Below are 22,462 nucleotides of genomic sequence, written 5' to 3'. Positions count from 1 at the left end.
CTTGAAGGGGCAAGTGTGTGTTTAATTTAAATTGGAAAGTATAAATGTCTGCTATAGAAACTGGCCACGTTAAGTGGTTTAATGATGATAAAGGTTACGGCTTTATTAGTCGTGATAATGGTCAAGATGATGTTTTTGTTCACTTCCGCTCAATTGTGAGTAGTGCTGCTGGCCGTAAAACGCTACTCGAAGGGCAAAAAGTACAGTTTACTGTAAGTAAAGGCCCCAAAGGTCTGCAAGCAGAAGATGTAACTGCTGTCTAACCTGCAGTTTTTTTCATCACCCTGCTTATAGCTGCCTATCTGATATTAGCAGGGTTAGATGATATAAGTTTTTGAAATCTAAATACCTCCTGTATTTTTTGTCTTAAGTTTCCTTAGAAAAAGAATATCTATTGGTTGAAAATTAAGTTTGTATAAACCTGTTACATAAGTGATAGGCTTTAGCAGCTTATTTATTAATACTCGTATCCTTTCAATAAAACTGTATAATAAATTACAGTATTATCGCTAGGATGCGTATATGAAATATTGGATTAGCCTTTTTGTATTTATTTTCTCCTCCCACCTACTAGCAGCTGTACCCGTTACAGGGTCTTTGCAAGTAACAAAAAATTGCGCCGCTTACGTCTCTAAAAATAAAAAAACTAACCCTGATGGGTTGATGATTTTGCCAAATCAACAGTATGAGATCAAAGAAATTAATCGCCCGCTTAATCCTGATTGGTTGCGAATTGAAGTCCCAGGAAATTGGCAATATCCAGAGCGTTGGGTAGAGGCGAATTGTGGCCAGGCTAATTTTGTACTCCAACAACAAGCAACGTGCGATAAAAACCCAGGTATGGCTGATGCCTATATATTCGCCTTAAGTTGGCAGCCAGGTTTTTGTCAAACCTATGGTTATGAAGCAGGAAAACCTGAATGTTTACAACTTGCTTCTGATAGTTATCAAGCTAGCCATATGGTACTTCATGGCTTATGGCCAAATCAGCAAGAATGCGGGCAATCTTATGGTTTTTGCGGCATAACGCCACAAAATAACCATTGTGACTACCCAGCTCTGGCGTTTGATGACCAAGTGGCTGCTTTAATGCGGGTGCTAATGCCGAGTTTTGCTGTAGGAAGTTGTTTAGAAAGACATGAATGGTATAAACACGGTAGTTGCCAAGTACTGTCTAGCAATGATTATTTTTCTCTCGCATTGCGCCTGACACAAGAAGCACAAGCTACATCGTTTGGCAGTTATTTACATGACCACGTAGGGCAGCGAGTGCCCTTGGCCGAACTGCGAGAAGCAATTGCGCAATCTTTTGGTGAGCAGGCTATATATAAAGTTTATTTAGGATGTAAGAACGGTTATCTAGTAGATATTTTTATTCAGTTGCCAGCGCTTATTCCTTTTACAGAGTCGCTTGATTCGTTAGTAAAAAAATCAAAACCACTAAGTCGTTATGATGGATGTCCTGCTTTGGTTGGTATTTCAAATTTTTCTAAAAAAACGTTTCGGCTTTTTGATTTAAATAATTACGAGTGAGATTTAAGTATTAACCTTGCGCGCTTAAGTAAGTTCGTCTAATGTAGGAGGATAATTTTAACTGGATGAACTTATGCTAAGGCGCTCATTAATATTATTTGTTCTAATATTATTTCTTGGAGGGTGCTCTCGAACATTGATAGCTACTTCCGGGGCAATGCCGATTGCAATAAATAGAGCTACCCAAACAAGAGTTATGCCTTCCTTTAATGATGTTTTTATTCAAGGAAGAATTAATGTCAGCTTACACACAGGGTATGCAGAGCCTAAAGTTATTTTGCGCGGGGATCCTCGCGATTTAGCGCAAGTAAACCTTTCGGTAAATAACGGCAGGTTGTTAATCTTGCTATTAAAGGGTTATCCTCAGCATGGCGCGGTAAATATAGAAGTTCGCACACGCCATCTGAATACCTTTTCTTACAAAGGTTCAGGCATAATTGACGGCCGACGTTTAAATTCGGGTTTATTAGATTTATTTATTACCAATCCAGGACAAACTAATTTAGGGGGCAATATTAATTTAGGCCGCCTAGAAGTGAATGGCTCAGGCTACGTCGCTATTCAAGGTATTAAATCATCAAATTTACAATTAGCTGTTAAAGGCAATCCCACCATCCAATTAAGTGGAATGGTGAATATCTCTAATCTTAATTTAAGGGGCGATGCTAAGTTAAGTTTATATTGGATAAAAAGTAATTGGCTAACAGTTCGGGGTTCTGGTCACTCGGTTATCGAGTTAGCAGGTATTGTTAATAAATTGGATTTAGAATTGTGGGATCATGCCCGTTTTAAAGGTCGCTATTTGCGTGCCGATCGCTTGTTCGCTAAAACACATCAGCGCTCAGTAGCAGAGTTAGTGGCTATTAAACGACAGCATACCTTAGCGACAGACGCAAGTGATATTTATTTCTATGAAATACCTGATATGAAAACTGATTTTATGGCGTTTAATGGCGCTGTTTTAGATATGCGTGATTTAAACGATCCCTTTATAGAGGAATACACGCGTTATAATAATACCTTTTAGTTAAATTGATTTAAAGGTAGGGTTAAGCATAGCGAAGTCCAAGGATTATTTGTGTTGGCTGCACTTCGTTTAGTCCAACCTACGTTGCTAAAATTTCATTATGGATACCGTGGTCAAGTCAGTATTTCGAGCTAAGGTAGATTGGGTTAAGCAGAGCGCAGCCCAACGATTATCTGCCGGGCTGCACTTCGTTTAGCCCAACTTAATAAAATCTGAGTATAGATACTGTAGTCAAGCCACAATATTTCGAGGCAAGATATAGGCAGTAGTAAAGAAAAAAATATTAAAAAACAAACGAATTACCGCGGCTTGACCGCGGTATCCATAGATGTTGTCGCTAGAATGAGATTGCTATATTTCTCAGAGTCACTTTTACTTAACAGATAAACCTAGATTAAAAAGTCAGTTAATTAATAATCTGCTCAATCACTGTTTCTAGTTCTTGTAAAGAATTATAGTGAATAACTAACGAACCCTTGCCTGCTTTACTGTGTTTAACATTAACTTGAGCATTTAGGTGCTCTTTCAACTTTTCGAGGTGGGAGTAAATTAATGAAAATTGGGGTAGTGATTCACGGCTATTTGGTTCAGGCAATTTAGTCTCTTTTAAACGATTAACTAATTGTTCTGTTTCCCTTACGGAAAGATTCTTAGCAATAATAATAGTAGCCACTTGTACTTGCTTTTCTTCATCTAAAACGAGCAAAGCACGAGCATGTCCCATGTCTAAATCGCCATTGTCTAATAGTTTCATGACCTCAGGTGAAAGCGCTAATAGTCGTAAAAAATTGCTAATTGCAGTACGTGATTTAGATAATAAATCTGCGATTTGCTGATGAGTTAAGTCAAACTCTTCGATAAGTCTCGCCATAGCACGGGCTTGATCTAAAGGGCTTAAATCTTCACGTTGTAAATTTTCTACTAAGGCCATTGCTATAGCAGTTTCATCGTCTACCTGTTTAATAATAACTGGAACTTCAGTTAAACCTGCTAATTGACAAGCTCGCCAGCGACGCTCACCTGCAATAATTTCATACTTACCGCTATCAAGAGCCCGCGCAAGAATAGGCTGTAATAAGCCTTGCTGCTTAATCGAGCTGGCTAATTCATGCAACGTTAAATCATCGATTGCTGAACGTGGTTGGTATTTGCCAGGTTGTAGATAATTAACTGCTAGTTTAGTTATCTCATTAATTGACGTATTGGAAATAAGTTTAGGCACAGATGTACTAAGTAATGCTGATAAGTTACGCCCCAAACCGCCTCGTTTTATAGACATAAATTACCTCAACTTGTTACAGATTGTTTTTTTATTAATTCAGCTGCCAATACCATATAAGCAGCAGCCCCGGTTGACGTTCTATCATATTGCATTGCTGACATACCATGGCTAGGCGCTTCTGCTAAACGGACGTTACGTGGAATGACTGTTCGATAAACTTTATTATTAAAATGCTGAAGTAATTGTTTCGATACTTCTGAACACAAACGATTTCTAGCATCATGCATGGTTCGTAGAATACCTTCTAATTGCAAGCGTGGGTTTACCGATTCTTTAACTTGTTCAATGGTTGATAATAGTGCTGCTAGGCCTTCTAATGCATAATACTCGCACTGCATGGGAATGATTACCGAATCTGATGCAACTAGCGCATTAATTGTTAATGTATTTAAAGCAGGTGGGCAGTCAATGAATATAAAATCATAAGTACTTTGTATAGATTGTAGGGCTTTAAAAAGAAATGTCTCACGATGACTTCTTTCCATTAAACTTACTTCTGCGACTGTCAAATCACCATTAGCTGGAATAAGATCAAAGCCACAAGTTGTAGTTAGGCACGCTTGCTCTGCTAGACAGTCACGTAAAATAACATCATTACACGTATGCACTAATGCATTTTTATCAACACCAGCACCCATGGTTGCATTTCCTTGTGGATCTAAATCAACAAGCAATACTTGCTGTTGGCTTGCAGCAATAGAGGCAGCTAAGTTGATAGCGGTCGTGGTTTTACCTACACCACCTTTTTGATTGGCAATTGCTATGACTTTCGCCATGTTTTTTATTCCTTGGTTTTATTATTTTTAATAATTACGCAGCAGCGCTCACCGGTTAAGCCTGGTACGCTATAAGTTTTAACCTGATAAGGAAGGTTAATTGTTTGTAATTCGGCTTCTGGATAACGGCCTTTCATGGCTAGCCATGTTCCAGAAGGTATAATAAGCTGTTTTGTCCAGTTTATCATTTGGGCTAGATTACTAAAAGCCCGGCTCATGACTGTATCAAAACTATGTTCGGGGCGATAGGTTTCAACCCGAGATTGCTCTACTTTTATATTATCAAGTTGTAATACGCGCTTAGCTTCTTGCATAAAGCTAACTTTTTTACCATTGCTATCTAGAAGAACAATATCTAAATTGGGATTAGCAATAGCTAATGGAATCCCAGGTAAGCCTGCTCCAGCCCCTATGTCAATTACCCTGCTGCCTTGAATCCAAGGTAAGATAGCCAGACTATCTAATAAGTGTTTAGTGACCATTTCATTAACATCGCGTATCGCTGTTAAATTATAAGTGCGATTCCACTTTGCTAAAAGTGCAAGGTATTGCATAAATAGATGAGGTTCAACTGCTAGCCCTAATTGTTGTAAGCCAGTTTGTAATAGCTGTTTGGCCTTAATTTCATTCATCATGCTCGTGCCTTATACTTTTTAAGATAAATAAGTAATAAGGATAAAGCAGCAGGTGTAACCCCTGAAATGCGGCCGGCTTGCGCGATAGTGATTGGTTTAATATGGCTTAGTTTTTGGATGATTTCATTGGATAAGCCAGACACGTCAGCATAATTAAAATCATTAGGAATTTGAGTTTCCTCGTGTTTGCGCAAACGTTCAATATCCATTTGCTGTCGTTCAATATAACCTGCATACTTGCTTTGAATATCTAGTTGTTCCGCGACTTCATCAGCTAATCCGGGCAATTGAAAATTTTCAATCGCTTGCAATGTTTGGTAATTAACTTCAGGTCGTTTAATTAAATCAGAGAGACGACAGTCATGTTGTAGAGGGGTGCTAAGAATAGGCGTTAACACGGCGTTATCATTTACTCTGGCCCAGGTCGTGTGTAATTTGTCTTTCGCTGTTTTAAGGGCTTCTTGCTTGATGGCGAATGCTTGCCAGCGCGCTTCACCTACAACGCCTAGCTCGTAACCTTTGGCTGTTAACCGTTGATCAGCATTATCTTCGCGTAATAATAAGCGATACTCAGCTCTTGAAGTAAACATGCGATAAGGTTCTTGTGTGCCACAAGTAATTAAATCGTCAATTAATACACCAATGTAAGCCTCATCACGTCGTGGGCACCATAATGGTTTTTCTTGTACTAATAAGGCTGCATTTATACCTGCAATAATTCCTTGTGCTGCTGCCTCTTCATAGCCCGTAGTGCCATTGATTTGGCCAGCAAAAAATAGATTTTTTAGAGGTTTCGTTTGCAGAAACGTCGTTAAACCGCGTGGATCAAAGTAATCATATTCAATAGCGTAACCAGGGCGGGTAATATGAGCATTTTCAAAGCCCTTAATGGTACGTACAAATTGCAACTGAACATCAAAAGGTAGACTTGTTGAAATGCCATTAGGATAAATTTCTGTTGTGGTTAATCCTTCTGGCTCAACAAAAATTTGATGGGAAAGTTTATCAGCAAAGCGCACCACTTTATCTTCAATAGAGGGGCAATAACGCGGGCCTACACCTTCAATGACCCCAGCATACATTGGTGATTGGTGTAAATTGGCTTGAATGATTTCGTGTGTTTCTTGCGTAGTTTGCGTAATATAACAGGGAACCTGTGGCGGGTGTAAAGTCACATTGCCTAAATAGGAAAAGACAGGAGTAGGCGTATCGCCTGGTTGCACAGTCATTTTTGAGTAATCTAATGAACGGCCATCAATTCGAGGCGGAGTGCCTGTTTTTAAGCGTCCTACGGGTAAATTTAAATCACGTAATTTATGTGCTAAGGTAATTGCTGGCGGATCCCCTGCACGCCCGCCTGCATATTGGCCCATGCCTACATGAATTTTACCGCCTAAGAATGTTCCGACAGTTAAGATAACAGCCTCGGCATGCAACGTTAAGCCCATTTGGGTGATAACGCCAGTTACTTTTTCACCCGTGATAATTAAATCGTCAACTGCTTGCTGAAATAGTGTGAGATTACGCTCGGTTTGTAAAAATTGGCGAATGGCTTGTCGATAAAGCACGCGATCGGCCTGTGCACGCGTCGCTCGCACAGCTGGCCCCTTAGAGGCATTAAGGATTCTAAATTGAATACCTGCTTCGTCAGCGGCTAGTGCCATGACCCCATCTAATGCATCAATTTCTTTAACTAAATGTCCTTTCCCTATGCCACCAATCGCAGGGTTACAGGACATTTGGCCTAATAAATCGAGATTATGAGTAAGAAGAAGCGTATCAGCCCCAAGCCTTGCTGCTGCAAGGGCTGCTTCAGTACCGGCATGACCGCCGCCAATAACAATGATGTCATATGTTTTTTTAAGATTCATGAGCTAAAAATTGAGCAACAAAAGAGTTAATTATACACAGTTTTAGGCAGGAATAGTAATGAAAGAATTTAGATGTTAGATGCCCTAAACTGGGCATCTAACTGAGGAAGCTTAGCAATTAAATAATAGTGCAAGGTGGTTTGCAGTGAGAAACTTGTTTAGCCTCAGGCTCTTTTTTGTTCCGACAAATACTATTAAAAAAGCCATTATGATGATTGCTTACTTTAGGGGGCGTAGAATTGATACTGGTGGTCCTACTGGTTGTAGCAATAACCTGTGGGTTTTCATCTGGGAATTCACGAGCAATGATTGGCGAGCGTGAATTATCGTCACCCAGGATAATCCGTGAGCCACATAAGTCATCAGGGTCTTGTTTAGGGGGTTCTTCACAAACGATGGTAGGTACCTGAGCATCTTTTAGCGCTTCATTATTTTCGATACTTGGTGTACTACAGAAATCAGGGCTATCATCAGAAAATCCACCCTGAGCATTGGTCGGCAGCTGGGAGGCAGTTAATTCTGCAACTGGCATTACGACTGGCGTGGAGCAGAAATCTTCAGCGACGGCTTTCTGAAAAGCGGCATAAAGATTGTCTAATGGGCTTGCGCCATCAATCGCGCTAACTTTTAGCGCTTCTAATTGCCTACCAATTTGATTTTTCTCACTACTTAAAGCCAGTTTTTGGGCAATTTCAGCTTCATGGCCTGCTAAATAGAATTTAACTAAGCGTGGGTATTCATGGAATAAACCAGGATTAAACTCAGGACTAGTAAATGCTTCTTGCGGATTAGAACTGGTTAATGACGCTAATAACCTTTTTACTAAGAATGCATTACGTAAAGTTGGCGCAAGCTCTGTTTCAGATAAGCCGGTTCGAATATTTTTATTTAACTCACGTGCTTGCTCGTCAGTCGTTTTAGTCGCTAAATTAAAGACTAACTCATCTAGGTTATCAGCAACTAACTTAGTTTTTAAATCCGAAAACTCATTAAATAAATCCGCATTAAATTCACGGCCAAGTAAATCATTTTGTGGGTGGGGATTATTTGGATTAGCTATGGCTTGGATACGTTGACGTACTTCTAAGCCGCGGCTTAATACGCTATGGAAAGACTCTGCCGATTCTTCATGATGACGTAGCGATTCTGCTCTTGCGCTAAACGCACGTAATTCTTCAGTAGGGCAGGCTGTAATCATATTAGTAGCTAACTCAATTTTATCTGAGTAACTAAGGTTATCTAGCGTTGCCCGGTTTTCGACAAGCGCATCACTATCGTCTAATAAACCGCCGTATGGGTATTGCAAAGTTTTTAGCTCTTCTGGTTTGTATGTAGGCATCTAACGCTCCTTTTAGGGTATCCTGCTAAATAAATACAGTATGTCGTAGAGTTAAATTAATATCCTTTTTGCTAAACACGACATTGATTGCTCTACTTTCATACCTTTTTATGGCCAGTCTTTAGCCACTTCTTCTTTAAAAAGAAGTTATTATAGTAACCAAATCACTTAGAGATGCAAGGTAGGATTTAAACAATTTATGCCAAGATCACTTAAGTTTTGACTTAAGATGACGATTATATCTAGGAGTGTTGTTGCCTCAACAATAATAAAAAGGAGCGGGCAATGTCTAAAATTAATCTTTTGCAAGATTCTTTTCTTAACGAACTGCGTAAAGAAAAGGTACCGGTATCTATTTTTTTAGTAAATGGTATTAAGTTGCATGGTATTGTTGATGCATTTGATCAATATGTAGTTATGCTTAAGAATTCAGTGACCCAAATGGTTTATAAGCATGCCATTTCAACTGTGGTGCCTTCAAAGCTTATTAAATTACCATTTAATGAAGAAAATGAGCCGGAACAAAACGAAGGTATAGAATAATTACCCTATTATTCTGTATGATAAAAGTATGCTATGTTAGTCAATAAGGCTAAGTCGGTTCTATGGTTTAAAAACCTCGAGCCTAGCTATTAAATTGTCTTACATAGGCAATCTTAAAGTACTGTTAGTAAAAGTAGTGAGGAATAGTATTGTTTGAGCGTCCCCAAGGTGGTGAGCGTGCAGTTTTAGTGCAATTGGCTTTACCAGGACTTGACCCAGTGCAAGCATTAGAAGAATTTAAAGAATTAGCCCTTTCGGCGCAAGCGGATGTTGTTGCTTGCGTACAAGGAGCACGCCATACACCTGAAGCTAAATATTATGTAGGATTAGGTAAAGCAGAAGAAATTCATGAGCAAATTCTTGCCCATCAAGCTGAACTTGTTTTAATTAATCATGATTTATCCCCTTCCCAAGAGCGTAATCTTGAACGTTTATTACAATGTCGAGTGGTTAGTCGCAGCGGGCTTATTCTCGATATTTTTGCCCAACGTGCACAAACCTTTGAGGGCAAATTGCAGGTTGAATTAGCGCAATTACAGCATTTATCAACGCGCTTGATTCGTGGCTGGACTCACCTTGAGCGTCAAAAAGGGGGTATTGGTTTACGAGGCCCTGGAGAGACGCAACTTGAAACGGATAGACGTTTATTGCGTGAACGCATTAAGACCATTAATAAGCGCCTTGAAAAAGTGCGTAAAAACCGCGACCAAAATCGACGCGCGCGTAAAAAAGCAGCGATGCCAACCGTATCGTTAGTAGGTTATACGAATGCTGGAAAATCAACCCTGTTTAACACGTTAACAGGCGAGAATATTTACGCTGCTAATCAACTTTTTGCAACGCTCGATCCAACCATGCGTAAAGTGCAGCTTTCAGGTTCGGCTTCAGTTATTCTTGCAGACACTGTAGGGTTTATACGCGATTTACCCCATCAATTAGTGGAAGCGTTTCGAGCAACCTTGGAAGAAACACAGCAAGCTGATTTATTATTGCATGTTATTGACATTGCTGATCCAAATTGGCGCGATACAGTGACTGCTGTTGAGCAAGTATTAACAGAAATTGGTACAGAAGATATTCCAGTGATTCAAGTTTTTAATAAAATTGACAAGCAAGAGGGCTGGGAGCCTAAGGTTGACTTGCAGAAAAACAATTGTAAAGTGTGGTTGTCGGCTAAAACAGGCGCAGGCATTAATTTATTACTGGATGCTATTGCAGTCCAAATACAAGGAGTAGCCTTAGAAGAAGAATTTTTTATTCCTTCAAGCCAGGCCAGGTTGCGTGCTCAATTGTATGAACTAGATGCAATATTAAATGAGAAAATCAATGACGAGGAAGACGGTTGGTATGTCACTGCCAAATTAACACGCGCGCAGAAATATACCTTATTTCATGATAAAAAGTTATCTTAACTTAAAGATAGCAACCTAGTTTGATTCATATCTATTTAGAGGTTAGAAAATATGCGCTTAAAATTATTAATTGCTTTTTTACTAAGTATTACGCTTACCGCAAGTTATGCCAATGTTATCTTAACTACCCTTACAGGTGAGAAAATTCCTTTTACCAACTTAAAAGGAAAATGGGTTTTAATTAATTACTGGGCGAGCTGGTGTAAGCCTTGTCTGGATGAAATTAAAGAACTTAATCATTTTTATAAAATGAATAATGATAAAATTTATTTATTTGCTGTTAATTTTGATGACTTATCTAGGCCTAAGCAAGCGCAATTAGCTAAAGAATTAAGAATAAATTACCCGAGTTTAGCTGCAGATCCGCGGGCAGCATTAAATTTAGGGGATTTACGTGGTGTTCCTGCTACCTTTGTGTTTGATCCAGAAGGAAATTTCAGTAAAGCACTTTATGGTAGCCAAACCCTCAATTCATTAAAGGCAGCCATTAACGGATAAAGGCCAGTTTTTTTGCATGCTAATGCAGAAATTGCTTCTAATAAATTCATTAGCTATGTTTAGAGAAGTACCCTTCTTAGGATGTTTAATACATTAGGAATTAATCATGTCAAACATAGAAGTCAGTCAATGTCTAGATGGCGTATTAATGCGGGAAGGTGCGGGCGTCAAATTACATCGCTATATTGGTGCTGACAGAACAAATGATTACGAGCCTATTTTATTATTTGATTTTTTTGATAGTACAGAGCCTCTTGATTATTTGGGCGGTTTTCCGGCACACCCACATCGCGGCTTTGAAACAATTACCTATTTATTGCAGGGTAAAATACTACATGAAGATAACCAAGGGCGCCAAGGCTTAATTGGCCCTGGTGATGTGCAATGGATGACTGCTGGAAAAGGGGTTATTCATTCTGAAATGCCTGTTCAAACCGAAGGGGCTTTAACAGGATTGCAATTGTGGTTAAATTTACCGGCAGCTAATAAAATGTCACAGCCCCGTTATCAGGAATATACTGCAAGCCAGTTGCCTATTGAACACCATGATAATGGTACGATTGTTAAAGTGATTGCTGGTAAAATATTACAAGGTACGGAATCCCCGATTAAAGGCATCGTTACCGAACCTGTGTTTCTAGATATTCAACTGCCCGCAGAGGTAAGTTTTAGCTACACCATTGCCCCTACGCACCAAGCCATTTTATTTATTCTAAGTGGGCTCGTGTCTATTAATGATAGAACGATTAAAAAAGGCCAGTTAGCTGTATTAAGTAAAGGTGAAAACTTAACTATAGCTGCAGCAGAGAATTCGCGCTGTTTACTGATTGCGGCTAAAAAATTACATGAGCCTATTGCACGCTTAGGCCCTTTTGTGATGAATACACAAGAGGAAATCATTCAAGCAGTCGAGGATTTTCGTAATCAACGTTTTTAATTTGTTTTAAATGTATTAGTTAATATAATTAAAACGGCTGTCTGATTTAAAAATAAACTTAAAGTATAATTTTTAGTTTAAGTTTTATTGGCCCTGCCAAGTAATTAATGTATAATCCATGCGCATACAGAGCTGCTAATCATCATCAACTTATAAATTTCGGGGCGTCATGGCGATCACATTAATATTGTATATCATTTTGTTGTTAAGCTTAGTTTGTGTTGGAGGCATGCTTTATAAACTTAGGCAACAACCTCCTGTGCCTTTATCGCTTTTAGATTATTTAAAATTAAGTGGCAGTGGCATAATCGCTTTTATTGCTGATACCTTAGGGATTGGTAGTTTTGCGGTTAATGTTGCTTTAGCTAAGTTATTAAATACGTTTCCTGATGATGAATTACCCGCCGTGAACAATGGCGCTCAAGTTATTCCGGGCGTAATTGAATCATTTTTCTTTATGAAATTAATTGATGTTGATTTAACGACCTTATTAACATTAGTGATTGGTGCATGTATTGGTGGATTAATTGGCGGCACGATAGTGAGTCGATTAAGTAAGCAAGCAATACGCTTAGGTATGATGTGTTGTTTTATGGTGATTATTGGCTTGCTTATTTGTCATCAATTGCGCTTAATGCCTATTGGCGGTGATTTGCTTGCCCTGCATGGTTGGAAGTTAACGGTAGGTTTTATCGCCATGATAATTTGTGGTGGCCTAACCTCTGTTGGCATCGGTTTATTTGTCATGGTGCAAGGTATTTTATTTCTATTAAATGTATCGCCACTTATTGCTTTCCCTATTATGACTACCGCAGGCGCTATGCAGCAGCCTTTAACGACGTTGGTTTTTCTCCAACAAAATAAAATTCCTTTAAAGAAAACACTGATATTAAGTTTTGCAGGTTGCCTTGGGGTGTTAATAACTTTACAAATCTTTACGCATCTCACAGTGACTTGGTTACATTCGCTCTTATTAGTTATTATGATTTATAATTTATATGCAATTAGTAGAGCTTATTTTTATAATAAATCCTTACACACGACGCCTAAATCAATAGCATCTATTGCTGCAATTGATTAATTTTTAAAGATATATTGACCTACAAGGTAAAAAATTTTATCGTTTTTGTAAGTTGCTTAGTTAAAGTGCAAAATTCTTAAACTAATCTAGCGCCTAGAAAAAGTTATTTCTTTTCACTCTAGGGACAGGTAGCGGGTTTAATTAAGTGCGTTAGTGATATTAAGGATAATTCATGAAAAAAATAATAATGTTTTGCTTAAGTTTGCTATTAACCGTGCATGGGTATGCATTTAATAATCGTTTCGATACTATGGTCATTTTTGGGGATAGTTTATCTGATAATGGTAATTTGTATAGTTACTTATGGCATTTTCTTCCTACATCGCCGCCTTATTATTTAGGGCGTTTTACTGATGGGCCAGTCTGGACTGAATACCTCTATGCAGACTTATTTCCTGAAACCTATACTGAAGGCTTTCAAGATTATGCTGTAGGTGGTGCGGGTGCTGTATTATCCTATAAAGAGAATTTACCATTTACACTCACAGCTGAGCTAAATAACTATCTTTATTGGCATACTTACGGTAGGAAAGATACAAGCTTATATACGATTTGGATTGGTGCTAATAATTATATTAATGAGCCAACCAATGTAGAAGAATTAACGACAGGTGTTGTTAATGCCATAGGTAATGTCATTGAGCGTATCATTGGTAGGGGTGGCAATAAATTTTTACTAATTAATCTGCCTGATTTAGCACGTTTACCGCATGCTAAAAATTCACCTCGAAAATGGCTACTAACTGCTTTAACAGAAGCTCATAATCGTAAATTAAGCGACCAAATTGCGACATTAAAAACAAAATACCCAGACATTTTATTTATTTATTTTGATGCTTATCATTTTTTCAATCAATCCATGGAGCAAGCTGGAGAGTCTGAAGTTATAAATACGGAGGAACCTTGTTATCTGGGTAGTTATCGAGGTTTATTACACACTTTAAAGCCAGATGATCAAGCACTTTTTGAAAATTTGAAAGCTCGTTTTCCTAAACTAACTGAAAAGGAATGGTTAATAATTAAGGATAATCCCCAATTGCATGAAGCAGCGTTAGCGAGTTATATGTTTAATCTATTGCCGGCAAGCGAGCAAGCTGAGCCAATGCAATGCGAAAATTATGTCTTTTGGGATCAAGTTCATCCAACAACAGCAGTTCATAAAATAATTGCTGAGCAAGTGAAAGCATTGATTAATGAGGCTGGCCTGCAAGCTGTATTACCTGATGACTTATCACCCCAAAGAAGGCTTATTGATGGAAGATGATTTTATTAGCAAATCCCAAAAAAAACGGGAAGCGCATGCACTGCAGAAAGTTGGTGAAGAATTAGTAGCTCTGCCAGCAGCTAAGTTAGCTGTTTTGTCATTGCCAGATAATTTACAACAAGCGATAATTGCTGCAAAAGCAATTAAAAGCCACGGTGCTTTAAAGCGGCAAATGCAACTTATTGGTAAGATAATGCGCTCCATAGACAGTGAAACCATTATTACTGCTTATTCAGAAATGAAAGCAGAAGAAAGTGCAAAAACAGCAGCGTTTCATGATGTAGAATTGTGGCGAGAGCGCTTAATTACTGAGGGCAAGACAGCTCTTACTGAATTTATAAATCAGTATCCTCATGTTGATGTACAAGCGCTCCGGCAGATGCTTAAAAAAGCGATTGCTGAGAAAGTAAGTGGTCAAGATAAGGGTGCAAGCCGAGCATTATTTCGTTTGTTAAGGTCTTATTTACAATGAATTATTCTTTATTCATCAGCTGTGCTAAGGGACTGGAATACTTACTTGAGACGGAATTAAAAACAATAGGATTGCACGTTACACGTGTTAGCCCGCAAGGGGTATATGGAGAGGCGAATGAAGCCGCAATTTACCAATTGTGTCTGTGGACTCGTCTTGCCAATCGAATTCAATTGCTATTATTTAGTGGCCAAGTGGTTGAGGAACAAAGCTTATATAAGCTTTGCCATCAATTTCCTTGGCAAACGGTTTTTACAGCAGATAAAACCTTAGCGATTGAGTTTCATGGCTCCTCAACGCATATTCGTAACTCTATGTACGGCGCACAGGTAATTAAGGATGCTATTGTTGATCATTTCCGCAAATTAAGCGGCCAGCGCCCCTCAGTAGATAAAGATAAGCCGCAAATTCGCTTACATGCTCATTTGAAAAACGATATTTTAACGGTTAGTTTTGACCTAACAGGGTATAGCTTGCACCAACGTGGTTATCGCTTACAGGCAGGTGAGGCGCCATTAAAAGAAACATTAGCCGCGGCTTTATTAATACGGGCTAACTGGCCGCAACTGGCTGAGAAAGGTTATGCGTTTCACGATCCTTTTTGCGGCTCAGGAACGTTAGTTATTGAAGCTGCAATGATGGCGGCGCATATTGCGCCTGGGTTATTACGGCAAGACCAATCCTTAATTCATTGGGTAAAGCATCAGCCAACACTTTGGGAAAAATTGCGTGCGCATGCATTAACACAAGTTAAACCAACTAAAGTAAAACTTAAAGGAACAGACACCAATGTCAAACTTATTGCTAATGCCCGCGCAAACGCTGAGCGCGCAGGGGTGTTGCCTTTAGTAACGTTTACGCACCAAGCACTAAAAGATTGCCATGCGGAAAGTGAGCAGGGTTTACTTATTTGTAATCCCCCGTATGGTGAGCGTCTAGCAGATGCCACCCAGCTTATTCCTTTGTATCAGCAATTAGGTACAACGGCTCATAAAGCCTTTCAAGGCTGGCAAGTCGCTTTCTTAACGTCTAACCCCATGCTTGCTAAAGCCGTAGGATTACGAGCTACCAAACAATATACATTTTTTAATGGCCCCTTAGAGTGCAAGTTGTATTGTCTTGCTATAAATAAGGAAAATCGCTTAAAAAATAATGCCAGTACCGATTCGCTCTCAAGCGGTGCTCAAATGCTTGTTAATCGTTTACAAAAGAATTACCAGCATTTAAAAAAATGGGCAAAACGAGAGCAGATCAGTTGTTATCGCGTTTATGACGCAGATATTCCTGAATATGCTTATGCCATTGATATATACAATGATTATGCGGTGCTACAAGAATACGCCGCCCCTTCTACAATTAGTGTGTATAAAGCAGAAAAGCGCAGCCTTGAAGTGATCCAAGCTGTTCCGAAGGCTCTAGATATTGCGCCAGATAAATTAGTAGTTAAACAAAGAAAGCCACAAAAAGGGTCAAACCAATATCAAAAAATAAATCAAACGAAGCGCACTATCGTTGTGCAAGAAGGCCAAGCAAAATTAAAGGTAAATCTCTATGATTACTTAGACACGGGTTTATTTTTAGATCATCGGCCATTGCGCTTAAAATTTGCTAACTTGCCTACTGGCATCCATTTCTTAAATTGCTTTTGTTATACCGCAAGCGCAAGTGTACACGCTGCTTTAGCAGGCGCTACAACAACCAATATTGATCTGTCGAAAACCTATTTAAATTGGGCAGAGGATAATTTTAAACTTAATCATTTAAACTTAGCGAAGCATCGCTTTATTCAGGCAGATTGCCTAGATTGGCTAAAAATTTCTCGTGATAAGTTTGATGTAATTTTCCTAGACCCGCCTAGTTTCTCTAATTCCAAGAGAATGGCTACCACGCTGGATGTGCAGCGCGATCAAGAGAACTTAATTGATAGTGCGATACGTTTGCTAAAGCCTAGGGGAATTTTGTATTTTTCAACTAATTTCCGGCAATTTAAATTATCAGCAGCGCTTACTGAAAAATATGAGGTCAAAAATATTACTGCGGAAACGATTGATGTTGATTTTAAACGTAATAAGCGTATTCATCATTGTTTTACGATTAAGCATTTAAATACAAATTAATTAATTTTGAGTAGGTATTGTCTTAAAAGATTGTTTAATTGGCAAGGCTGTTTCTTATTTGCTAGTTTTGCTTATAGATTGCATGGTCTTGAAATTAATTATATAGTTTTCCTTTGATCAATGGAGGAATAAAAAATGAATGACGATCGACCAACAACAAACTTCATCCTAACTAGCTTAAGGGGTGCGCCTACGGTTGTGACCTCAAATAATAACAATCATCATCACCATCACCATCAACCAACACAGCAGGTTGTTGTTCCAGTCCAACAAGTTCCCGTACAACGAGTTGTACCGCCACATTCTCATTCACACTATACGTTATGGAATAACAATAGGCCAAATGAACACCATCACCCCAGTGAAGGCAGTCATCATACTCATGGTCATGGTCATGGTCCTCGTAGCTAGATTCGCTTTTTAGTTTACCTAGGATGTTTTAAGTAAGATTATTGGATACCGCGGTCGAGCCGCGGTAATTCGTCTTTTTCTCCATTACCTTTTATCTCATAAAATACGAAGTCTATTTAAAATGTAGCCTGGGTGTAGGCCCGCAGGGCTGAACCCGGGTTTCACGTCATTCACCCAGGATACGTCGCTGCTTTTACAGGAAATATAATCACATCTTTAAGTTTTAAATTTTATCAAAAGTCCATTTTCCTATAAGGTAAAGCACATTACCAGCACCGCTAGCCCCAGGTATGTAAGTGGCTGATAGGGTTAAACGGTAATAGGATAGCGAACTCCAGGGCAATATTCCTGGAAACGGAATGTTATGAAATAGATCAGGGCGCGCTGTAACCAAGACAGTATAGCCAACCCCAAAACGCAAATTTTCATTAAAATGTGCCATTTTTAAAAAAACATAACCGACAACCGGTTCAAGGTTTTTATGAGAATCTAAAAAAGCAATAGCAGATAGGCCATGCCAATCCCCATCCTCATCATAAAATCCTTTCCCTAACCCACCACCCCAAGCTTGCTCATTATACGTTTTAATTTTTTTAGAACTGTAGGTATAACGATTATGCCAGGCATATCCTGAAAGATAGAGTTCAGTATTCCCTTCTTCCCAGGTTTGATATAGACGTTGACAGGCGCCTTTAAACCAATAGGGCCAGTTTACACAGTGTTCTACCGCTTCAGCATAACTCGTTGTTAAACAGCAAATTAAAAAAATTACAGCGATAATTGTTTGATTCATAGTATTAAAATTAAATTGTTATGTAATTCCCAGACATAAAATTTAGTGATAAAGTGACTTTAACACACTATCAATTGAATCCACTGCTAGGTATGGAAAGACAACATAACATGGACTTGTTTCGTAGAAAAGCGATTCTCGGCGAGAATCATTCACATGGTCAGCTGGCGAAATGTTTATCTGCTTTTGATTTGGTATTTTTAGGTGTTGGGGCAATTATTGGAGCTGGTATTTTTGTTTTGACAGGTATCGTTGCTGCAACACAAGCGGGACCAGCTATTGTTTTTTCTTATGTTATGGCAGGTCTTGCTTGCGCTTTTTCAGCGCTATCTTATGCTGAATTAGCCGCATTAGTAGGTGGGTGCGGAAGTGCGTATGGCTATGCTTATGCGGGGTTTGGTGAATTCATCGCCTGGATTGTGGGATGGGATCTTATTTTAGAATACTCTATCTCTGTACCGGCCGTATCAGCAGGTTGGAGTGGTTATTTTAATGATTTATTAAAAACGCTGCATCTTGATTTGCCAACCTATTTATTAAAAGGCCCCCTGATGGGCGGGTGGATAAATATATCTGCATTTTTTATTATTTTATTGCTTACAGGTTTATTAATCTGGGGTGTAAAAAGCAGTACTCGCTTTAATAACCTGATGGTCTTTATTAAATTAGCTGTTATTTTATTATTTATTGTTATCGCAAGCTTTCATGTGAACTCCGCCAACTGGTCGCCTTTTGCGCCTTTTGGGTGGCGAGGTGTTATGGAGGGTGCATCTTTAATCTTTTTTGCTTACATTGGTTTTGATGCTGTATCCACCGCGGCTGAAGAGGCAGTTAATCCTCAACGCGACTTACCCATAGGTATAATAGGCTCTTTAGTTGTGTGTACCGTTTTATATATCATCGTATCAGGTTTATTAACAGGCATTGTTCCCTATTCCAGCCTAAATGAACCCTCGCCTATTAGCCATGCGATGCTTTTATTGGGCCATAAAATTGCTGCCGGGTTAATTGGTGTCGGTGCTATTGCGGGCCTTACTACCGTGATGCTTGTTTTATTTTATGGGCTTACTCGTGTTTTTCTTGCCATGGCAAGGGATGGATTGCTGCCTAAATTCTTCGCAGAGACAAGCGCTTACACAAAAACGCCAGTACGTATTATTCTGCTTTGTGGAGTTATCATGGCTCTACTAGCAGGCCTTATACCTATAAGTGACTTAGCAGAGCTCGTCAATATTGGTACTTTATTTGCCTTTATTACCGTATGCATAGGCGTGATTATTTTGCGTTACAGGCATCCAGAATTACCCAGGCCCTTTAAAACACCTTTAATGCCTCTGGTTCCTATTTTAGGCGTGCTTAGTTGCAGTTATCTGATTATTCATTTACCTTGGGTTACCATATTGCGATTTATTATCTGGATGGTTATTGGTTTAATTATTTATTTTGCTTATAGTCGTTTTCATAGTGTATTAAACCAAAGGGTTCAACAATAAGTCAGCCACAAGGACTTACTTTGACTAACAAAAAGGAAATAAAGGGCTGCCCTATGTCGCGGGCTTTGAAACAGCTAGCAGATAACGCCGCTAAAGAAGATAAAATGACTTATGGCAGCATTGTCGATTGCTTAGGTGATCAGGGGTTTGGGCTTATTATTGTTCTTTTTGCTCTGCCTAGTGCTTTACCCATTTCTGCGGTCCCTGGTTTTTCTTTTATTTTTGGTTTACCCATCGTTTTTGTTGCGCTGCAAATTATTGGTGGCAGACATCGTATTTGGTTACCAACCTTTTTAGCTAAGCGGGAAGTTAATAAAGAGAAATTGGTTAAAGTGATTAAAAAAACCTTACCTTATTTAATATCTATTGAAAAATTACTTAAGCCGCGTTGGTCTTTTTTAACCTCTCCTATCATGGAAAGGGTGCATGGTGTTGTGTTACTGCTTTTAAGTTTACTTTTATTACTTCCCATTCCTATGAGTAATTTTATTTTTGCAGGACTGATTATTTTATTTGGCTTAGGATTAACTGGTGAAGATGGGCTATGCCTAACAATAGCTTACTTAGGTGCTATTTTATATGGTGTATTTATTACGAGCCTAGTTGAGGCTTTGTTTAACTAAACGATCATTTTTTATATTGAATGCGCATTAAGGAATAACATCATAATACCAGCTACAATTCCGGCGCCAGGTATTGTCAGTAGCCATGAAAAAAAGATTCGCTTTAAGATAGGTAGATGCAGATGTTCTAAGTTACGGCTTACGCCTGTGCCAGCAATAGCACCAGTTACAGTATGAGTTGTTGATACTGGAATCCCATACTCGGTAGCCATAAAAATCATGATGGCGGCACCTGTTTCAGCAGCACATCCACGAAGAGGATTTAACTCAGTGATTTTAGTACCCATGGTATGTATAATCCGCCAACCTCCAGCGAGCGTGCCTAAACTAATGACTAAATGACAGCTGACTACTACCCAAAAAGGAACATAAAAGGTATCGCCAAGCCACGAAGATGAAAATAGAAGTACAGCAATAATCCCCATGGTTTTTTGTGCGTCATTACCCCCATGAGTTAAGCTTAAAAAAGCGGATGAAATGAGCTGAAATCCCTGAAATGTTTTCTGCAGAATTTGTTCATTTTGCTGCTGTGTAAGATTACGGATAACTGTCGTTAAAAAAAATCCCAACAGTAAACCTGCTAAAGGCGAAATAAAGATACCTGCAGCTACTTTAAGAAAACCTAAGGGCTTAAGTGCACTTATACCAACTTTGGCTAAAGCAGCGCCCGCAAGCCCGCCAATTAAGGCATGTGATGAGCTTGATGGAATACCGTAATACCAAGTGACTAAATTCCAAAAAATAGCGCCAATTAAAGCAGAAAAGATTAAAACAGAATCAACAATATCAGTATCAATCAATCCGCTGCCAATAGTTTTTGCAACAGTTAGGTTAAAAATTAAAAAAGCAATAAAGTTAAAAAAAGCAGCCCATATTACCGCTTGTCGTGGTGTTAAAACACCGGTAGTCACGATAGTCGCAATCGAATTAGCTGCATCATGGAAGCCATTAATAAAATCAAAAACAAAGGCTATTAAGATAACTAGTAATATAAAAAAAGTGGCAGAAGCCATCATTATCCTTCTTTGTTGTTAAGAAAATTATTTTTAGGCAGGATTCTAATCTGAGTAATCCGTGTTCCTTGCATTTTTTCAATAATAGCTGAGAAGTCTATAAACTCAATTTGTTGCCCTACTATAGGCACCGAGCCTAGTTGATGTAAAATTAAGCCACCTACCGTGGTAATTTCTTCTTGCTCGGCAGTCAAGGTTAAGGTTTTTTGTAATGCGCGTTCTAGCGCAAACACCGGGCAATTTTCTCTCACTGTTAAGCTGCCATCTGGATGGCTCACCCAAGCATCTCGTGTCTTATGAAATTCATCTTTAATGACGCCAATAACTAAGTGTAATAAATTATCAAGCGTCACGAAACCAGCTATATCGCCTCGGCGATTATAAACTAAGGCAAAATGAGGCATCCCTCCTTGGAATTGGCGCAATAGATTTAAAGCGGGTAAACGGTGTGAAACTTTAGGAATAGGCCTGGCCAAAGCGTGTAAATCTAGTTCTTGTTCATTACTTTTTCCATGTAGTAGAGGTTGTAAATCTTTGACATGCAACAAGCCAATTATCTTTTTTTCTTCTAGGCTATAAATAGGATAACGGCTATAGCGGTAATGATTTAGCGTATCGAGTAATTCCTTTTTTGTAATATGATTATTTAACATAACCATATCATGGTATGGGCACATAACATCAACAGCTCGTAACTCAGCAAGCTCAAGGGTATGGGCTAAAATGCTACTTTCTTGTGAAGTTAACTCGCCGTGTAATTGGCTAGATTGCAGGATAAGTTTTAATTCAGCGGTTGAATGCGATTCTTCGCCTGGATGAACTTCATCCAGATGCAATTTTTTTAAAAAAAAGTTAGAACAGGAATTAAGTACCCAAATAATAGGGTACATGAGCCAGTAAAAGACATACAAGGGCACGGCTGTCCACAAGGATATTTGTTCGCTTTGTCTAATGGCCCATGATTTAGGTAATAATTCACCAATGACAATGTGAAGAAAAGATAAGAAAGTAAAGGCAAAAGTAAAACTAATAAATTCAACTACCCCAGGCGCTGTTAAACCCCATCGTTCTAGTAAGGGAGCTATTAAATCAGCGAAAGCAGGCTCACCCACCCAGCCTAGGCCTAGTGAGGCTAGGGTAATACCGAGCTGACAAGCGGATAAATAAGCATCTAATTGACTGTGAACCTTAGCTAAGATAACACCACGCCATGGGTATTGTGAGGCAATAACAGCCACACGTGTTGATCGTAGTTTAACCATAGCAAATTCTGCTGCTACGAAAAAGGCATTAAGGAGGACAAGAATGAAGGCAACTATTATAAGTATAATATTAAACATAA

The 22,462-nt window shown here is 38.9% G+C and carries 22 protein-coding genes; 14 read left to right on the top strand and 8 right to left on the bottom strand.

All coding sequences use genetic code 11. The features are described 5' to 3' along the window. Positions 1-44 precede the first annotated feature (44 nt). From DYE47_RS13605 to DYE47_RS13595, 3 genes are all read left to right on the top strand, one after another. The gene (locus tag DYE47_RS13605) at positions 45-263 is read left to right on the top strand and encodes a cold-shock protein (RefSeq protein ID WP_115303883.1); all 219 of its coding nucleotides are present in this window, start codon (positions 45-47) and stop codon (positions 261-263) included. Between the two features lie 259 nt (positions 264-522). Then, entirely contained in the window at positions 523-1,533 is a 1,011-nt protein-coding gene (locus tag DYE47_RS13600; RefSeq protein WP_115303882.1) for a ribonuclease T2 family protein, read from the top strand. A 136-nt stretch (positions 1,534-1,669) separates the two neighbouring features. After that, positions 1,670-2,560: a GIN domain-containing protein gene (locus DYE47_RS13595; protein ID WP_242604236.1), complete on the top strand. Its 891-nt coding sequence runs from the start codon at positions 1,670-1,672 to the stop codon at positions 2,558-2,560. 406 nt (positions 2,561-2,966) lie between these two features. On the opposite strand, the gene DYE47_RS13590 is transcribed toward DYE47_RS13595, so the two are convergent. The 5 genes from DYE47_RS13590 to DYE47_RS13570 all read right to left on the bottom strand — a co-directional run bounded on the left by DYE47_RS13590 (position 2,967) and on the right by DYE47_RS13570 (position 8,463). Beyond that, positions 2,967-3,839 (bottom strand): ParB/RepB/Spo0J family partition protein, encoded by an 873-nt coding sequence (locus DYE47_RS13590; protein WP_115303880.1) that lies wholly within the window; start codon positions 3,837-3,839, stop codon positions 2,967-2,969. A gap of 8 nt (positions 3,840-3,847) precedes the next feature. Continuing rightward, complete coding sequence (locus tag DYE47_RS13585; protein WP_115303879.1) at positions 3,848-4,618, bottom strand: ParA family protein; 771 nt, start codon at positions 4,616-4,618, stop codon at positions 3,848-3,850. A 5-nt stretch (positions 4,619-4,623) separates the two neighbouring features. Continuing rightward, a complete protein-coding gene (gene rsmG, locus DYE47_RS13580; RefSeq protein ID WP_115303878.1) occupies positions 4,624-5,253 on the bottom strand; it encodes a 16S rRNA (guanine(527)-N(7))-methyltransferase RsmG in 630 nt (209 codons plus the stop codon). Further along, positions 5,250-7,124 carry a tRNA uridine-5-carboxymethylaminomethyl(34) synthesis enzyme MnmG gene (gene mnmG, locus DYE47_RS13575; protein WP_115303877.1) on the bottom strand — a complete coding sequence of 625 codons (1,875 nt, stop codon included), beginning with the start codon at positions 7,122-7,124 and terminating at the stop codon, positions 5,250-5,252. Before mnmG ends, rsmG begins: the two co-directional genes overlap by 4 nt. Positions 7,125-7,242: 118 nt before the next feature. After that, positions 7,243-8,463, bottom strand: coding sequence for a lpg0008 family Dot/Icm T4SS effector (locus tag DYE47_RS13570; RefSeq protein ID WP_115303876.1), 1,221 nt, complete (start codon positions 8,461-8,463; stop codon positions 7,243-7,245). A gap of 285 nt (positions 8,464-8,748) precedes the next feature. Here DYE47_RS13570 and hfq point away from each other — a divergent pair, with 285 nt between their 5' ends. From hfq to DYE47_RS13525, 9 genes are all read left to right on the top strand, one after another. Continuing rightward, positions 8,749-9,006 (top strand): RNA chaperone Hfq, encoded by a 258-nt coding sequence (hfq, locus tag DYE47_RS13565; RefSeq protein ID WP_115303875.1) that lies wholly within the window; start codon positions 8,749-8,751, stop codon positions 9,004-9,006. Between the two features lie 149 nt (positions 9,007-9,155). Next, positions 9,156-10,418, top strand: a complete 1,263-nt coding sequence (gene hflX, locus DYE47_RS13560) for a ribosome rescue GTPase HflX (protein WP_115303874.1) — start codon at positions 9,156-9,158, stop codon at positions 10,416-10,418. A 51-nt stretch (positions 10,419-10,469) separates the two neighbouring features. Then, the gene (locus DYE47_RS13555) at positions 10,470-10,916 is read left to right on the top strand and encodes a TlpA family protein disulfide reductase (RefSeq protein WP_115303873.1); all 447 of its coding nucleotides are present in this window, start codon (positions 10,470-10,472) and stop codon (positions 10,914-10,916) included. A 106-nt stretch (positions 10,917-11,022) separates the two neighbouring features. Continuing rightward, on the top strand, positions 11,023-11,853 hold the full coding sequence (locus tag DYE47_RS13550) for a pirin family protein (protein ID WP_115303872.1): 831 nt from the start codon (positions 11,023-11,025) through the stop codon (positions 11,851-11,853). Between the two features lie 169 nt (positions 11,854-12,022). Beyond that, positions 12,023-12,934 (top strand): sulfite exporter TauE/SafE family protein, encoded by a 912-nt coding sequence (locus DYE47_RS13545; RefSeq protein WP_115303871.1) that lies wholly within the window; start codon positions 12,023-12,025, stop codon positions 12,932-12,934. Positions 12,935-13,106: 172 nt separating this feature from the next. Next, a complete protein-coding gene (locus DYE47_RS13540; RefSeq protein WP_115303870.1) occupies positions 13,107-14,198 on the top strand; it encodes an SGNH/GDSL hydrolase family protein in 1,092 nt (363 codons plus the stop codon). Then, a complete protein-coding gene (gene yjgA / locus DYE47_RS13535; protein ID WP_115303869.1) occupies positions 14,188-14,670 on the top strand; it encodes a ribosome biogenesis factor YjgA in 483 nt (160 codons plus the stop codon). Before DYE47_RS13540 ends, yjgA begins: the two co-directional genes overlap by 11 nt. Continuing rightward, positions 14,667-16,787 carry a bifunctional 23S rRNA (guanine(2069)-N(7))-methyltransferase RlmK/23S rRNA (guanine(2445)-N(2))-methyltransferase RlmL gene (gene rlmKL, locus DYE47_RS13530; protein ID WP_115303868.1) on the top strand — a complete coding sequence of 707 codons (2,121 nt, stop codon included), beginning with the start codon at positions 14,667-14,669 and terminating at the stop codon, positions 16,785-16,787. The genes yjgA and rlmKL overlap by 4 nt, the downstream gene beginning before the upstream one ends. A 135-nt stretch (positions 16,788-16,922) precedes the next feature. Then, positions 16,923-17,198, top strand: coding sequence for a hypothetical protein (locus tag DYE47_RS13525; protein WP_115303867.1), 276 nt, complete (start codon positions 16,923-16,925; stop codon positions 17,196-17,198). A gap of 223 nt (positions 17,199-17,421) precedes the next feature. Here the strand turns inward: DYE47_RS13525 and pagP are convergent, their stop codons facing one another. Continuing rightward, a complete protein-coding gene (gene pagP, locus DYE47_RS13520; protein WP_115303866.1) occupies positions 17,422-17,991 on the bottom strand; it encodes a lipid IV(A) palmitoyltransferase PagP in 570 nt (189 codons plus the stop codon). Between the two features lie 110 nt (positions 17,992-18,101). Between pagP and DYE47_RS13515 the strand changes: the two genes are divergently transcribed. Together DYE47_RS13515 and DYE47_RS13510 are read left to right on the top strand one after the other, a co-directional pair. Next, positions 18,102-19,484, top strand: coding sequence for an amino acid permease (locus DYE47_RS13515; RefSeq protein ID WP_115303865.1), 1,383 nt, complete (start codon positions 18,102-18,104; stop codon positions 19,482-19,484). 20 nt (positions 19,485-19,504) lie between these two features. Next, positions 19,505-20,107, top strand: coding sequence for an exopolysaccharide biosynthesis protein (locus DYE47_RS13510; RefSeq protein WP_242604235.1), 603 nt, complete (start codon positions 19,505-19,507; stop codon positions 20,105-20,107). Between the two features lie 11 nt (positions 20,108-20,118). Here DYE47_RS13510 and DYE47_RS13505 read toward each other — a convergent pair whose 3' ends face one another. Then, complete coding sequence (locus DYE47_RS13505; protein WP_115303863.1) at positions 20,119-21,120, bottom strand: inorganic phosphate transporter; 1,002 nt, start codon at positions 21,118-21,120, stop codon at positions 20,119-20,121. 2 nt (positions 21,121-21,122) lie between these two features. Beyond that, positions 21,123-22,460 carry a hemolysin family protein gene (locus DYE47_RS13500; RefSeq protein WP_115303862.1) on the bottom strand — a complete coding sequence of 446 codons (1,338 nt, stop codon included), beginning with the start codon at positions 22,458-22,460 and terminating at the stop codon, positions 21,123-21,125. Positions 22,461-22,462: the final 2 nt, after the last annotated feature.

It is taken from the genome of Legionella beliardensis (genome assembly GCF_900452395.1).
Classification (GTDB): domain Bacteria; phylum Pseudomonadota; class Gammaproteobacteria; order Legionellales; family Legionellaceae; genus Legionella_C; species Legionella_C beliardensis.
This window is presented reverse-complemented; position numbering and strand designations above follow the sequence as displayed.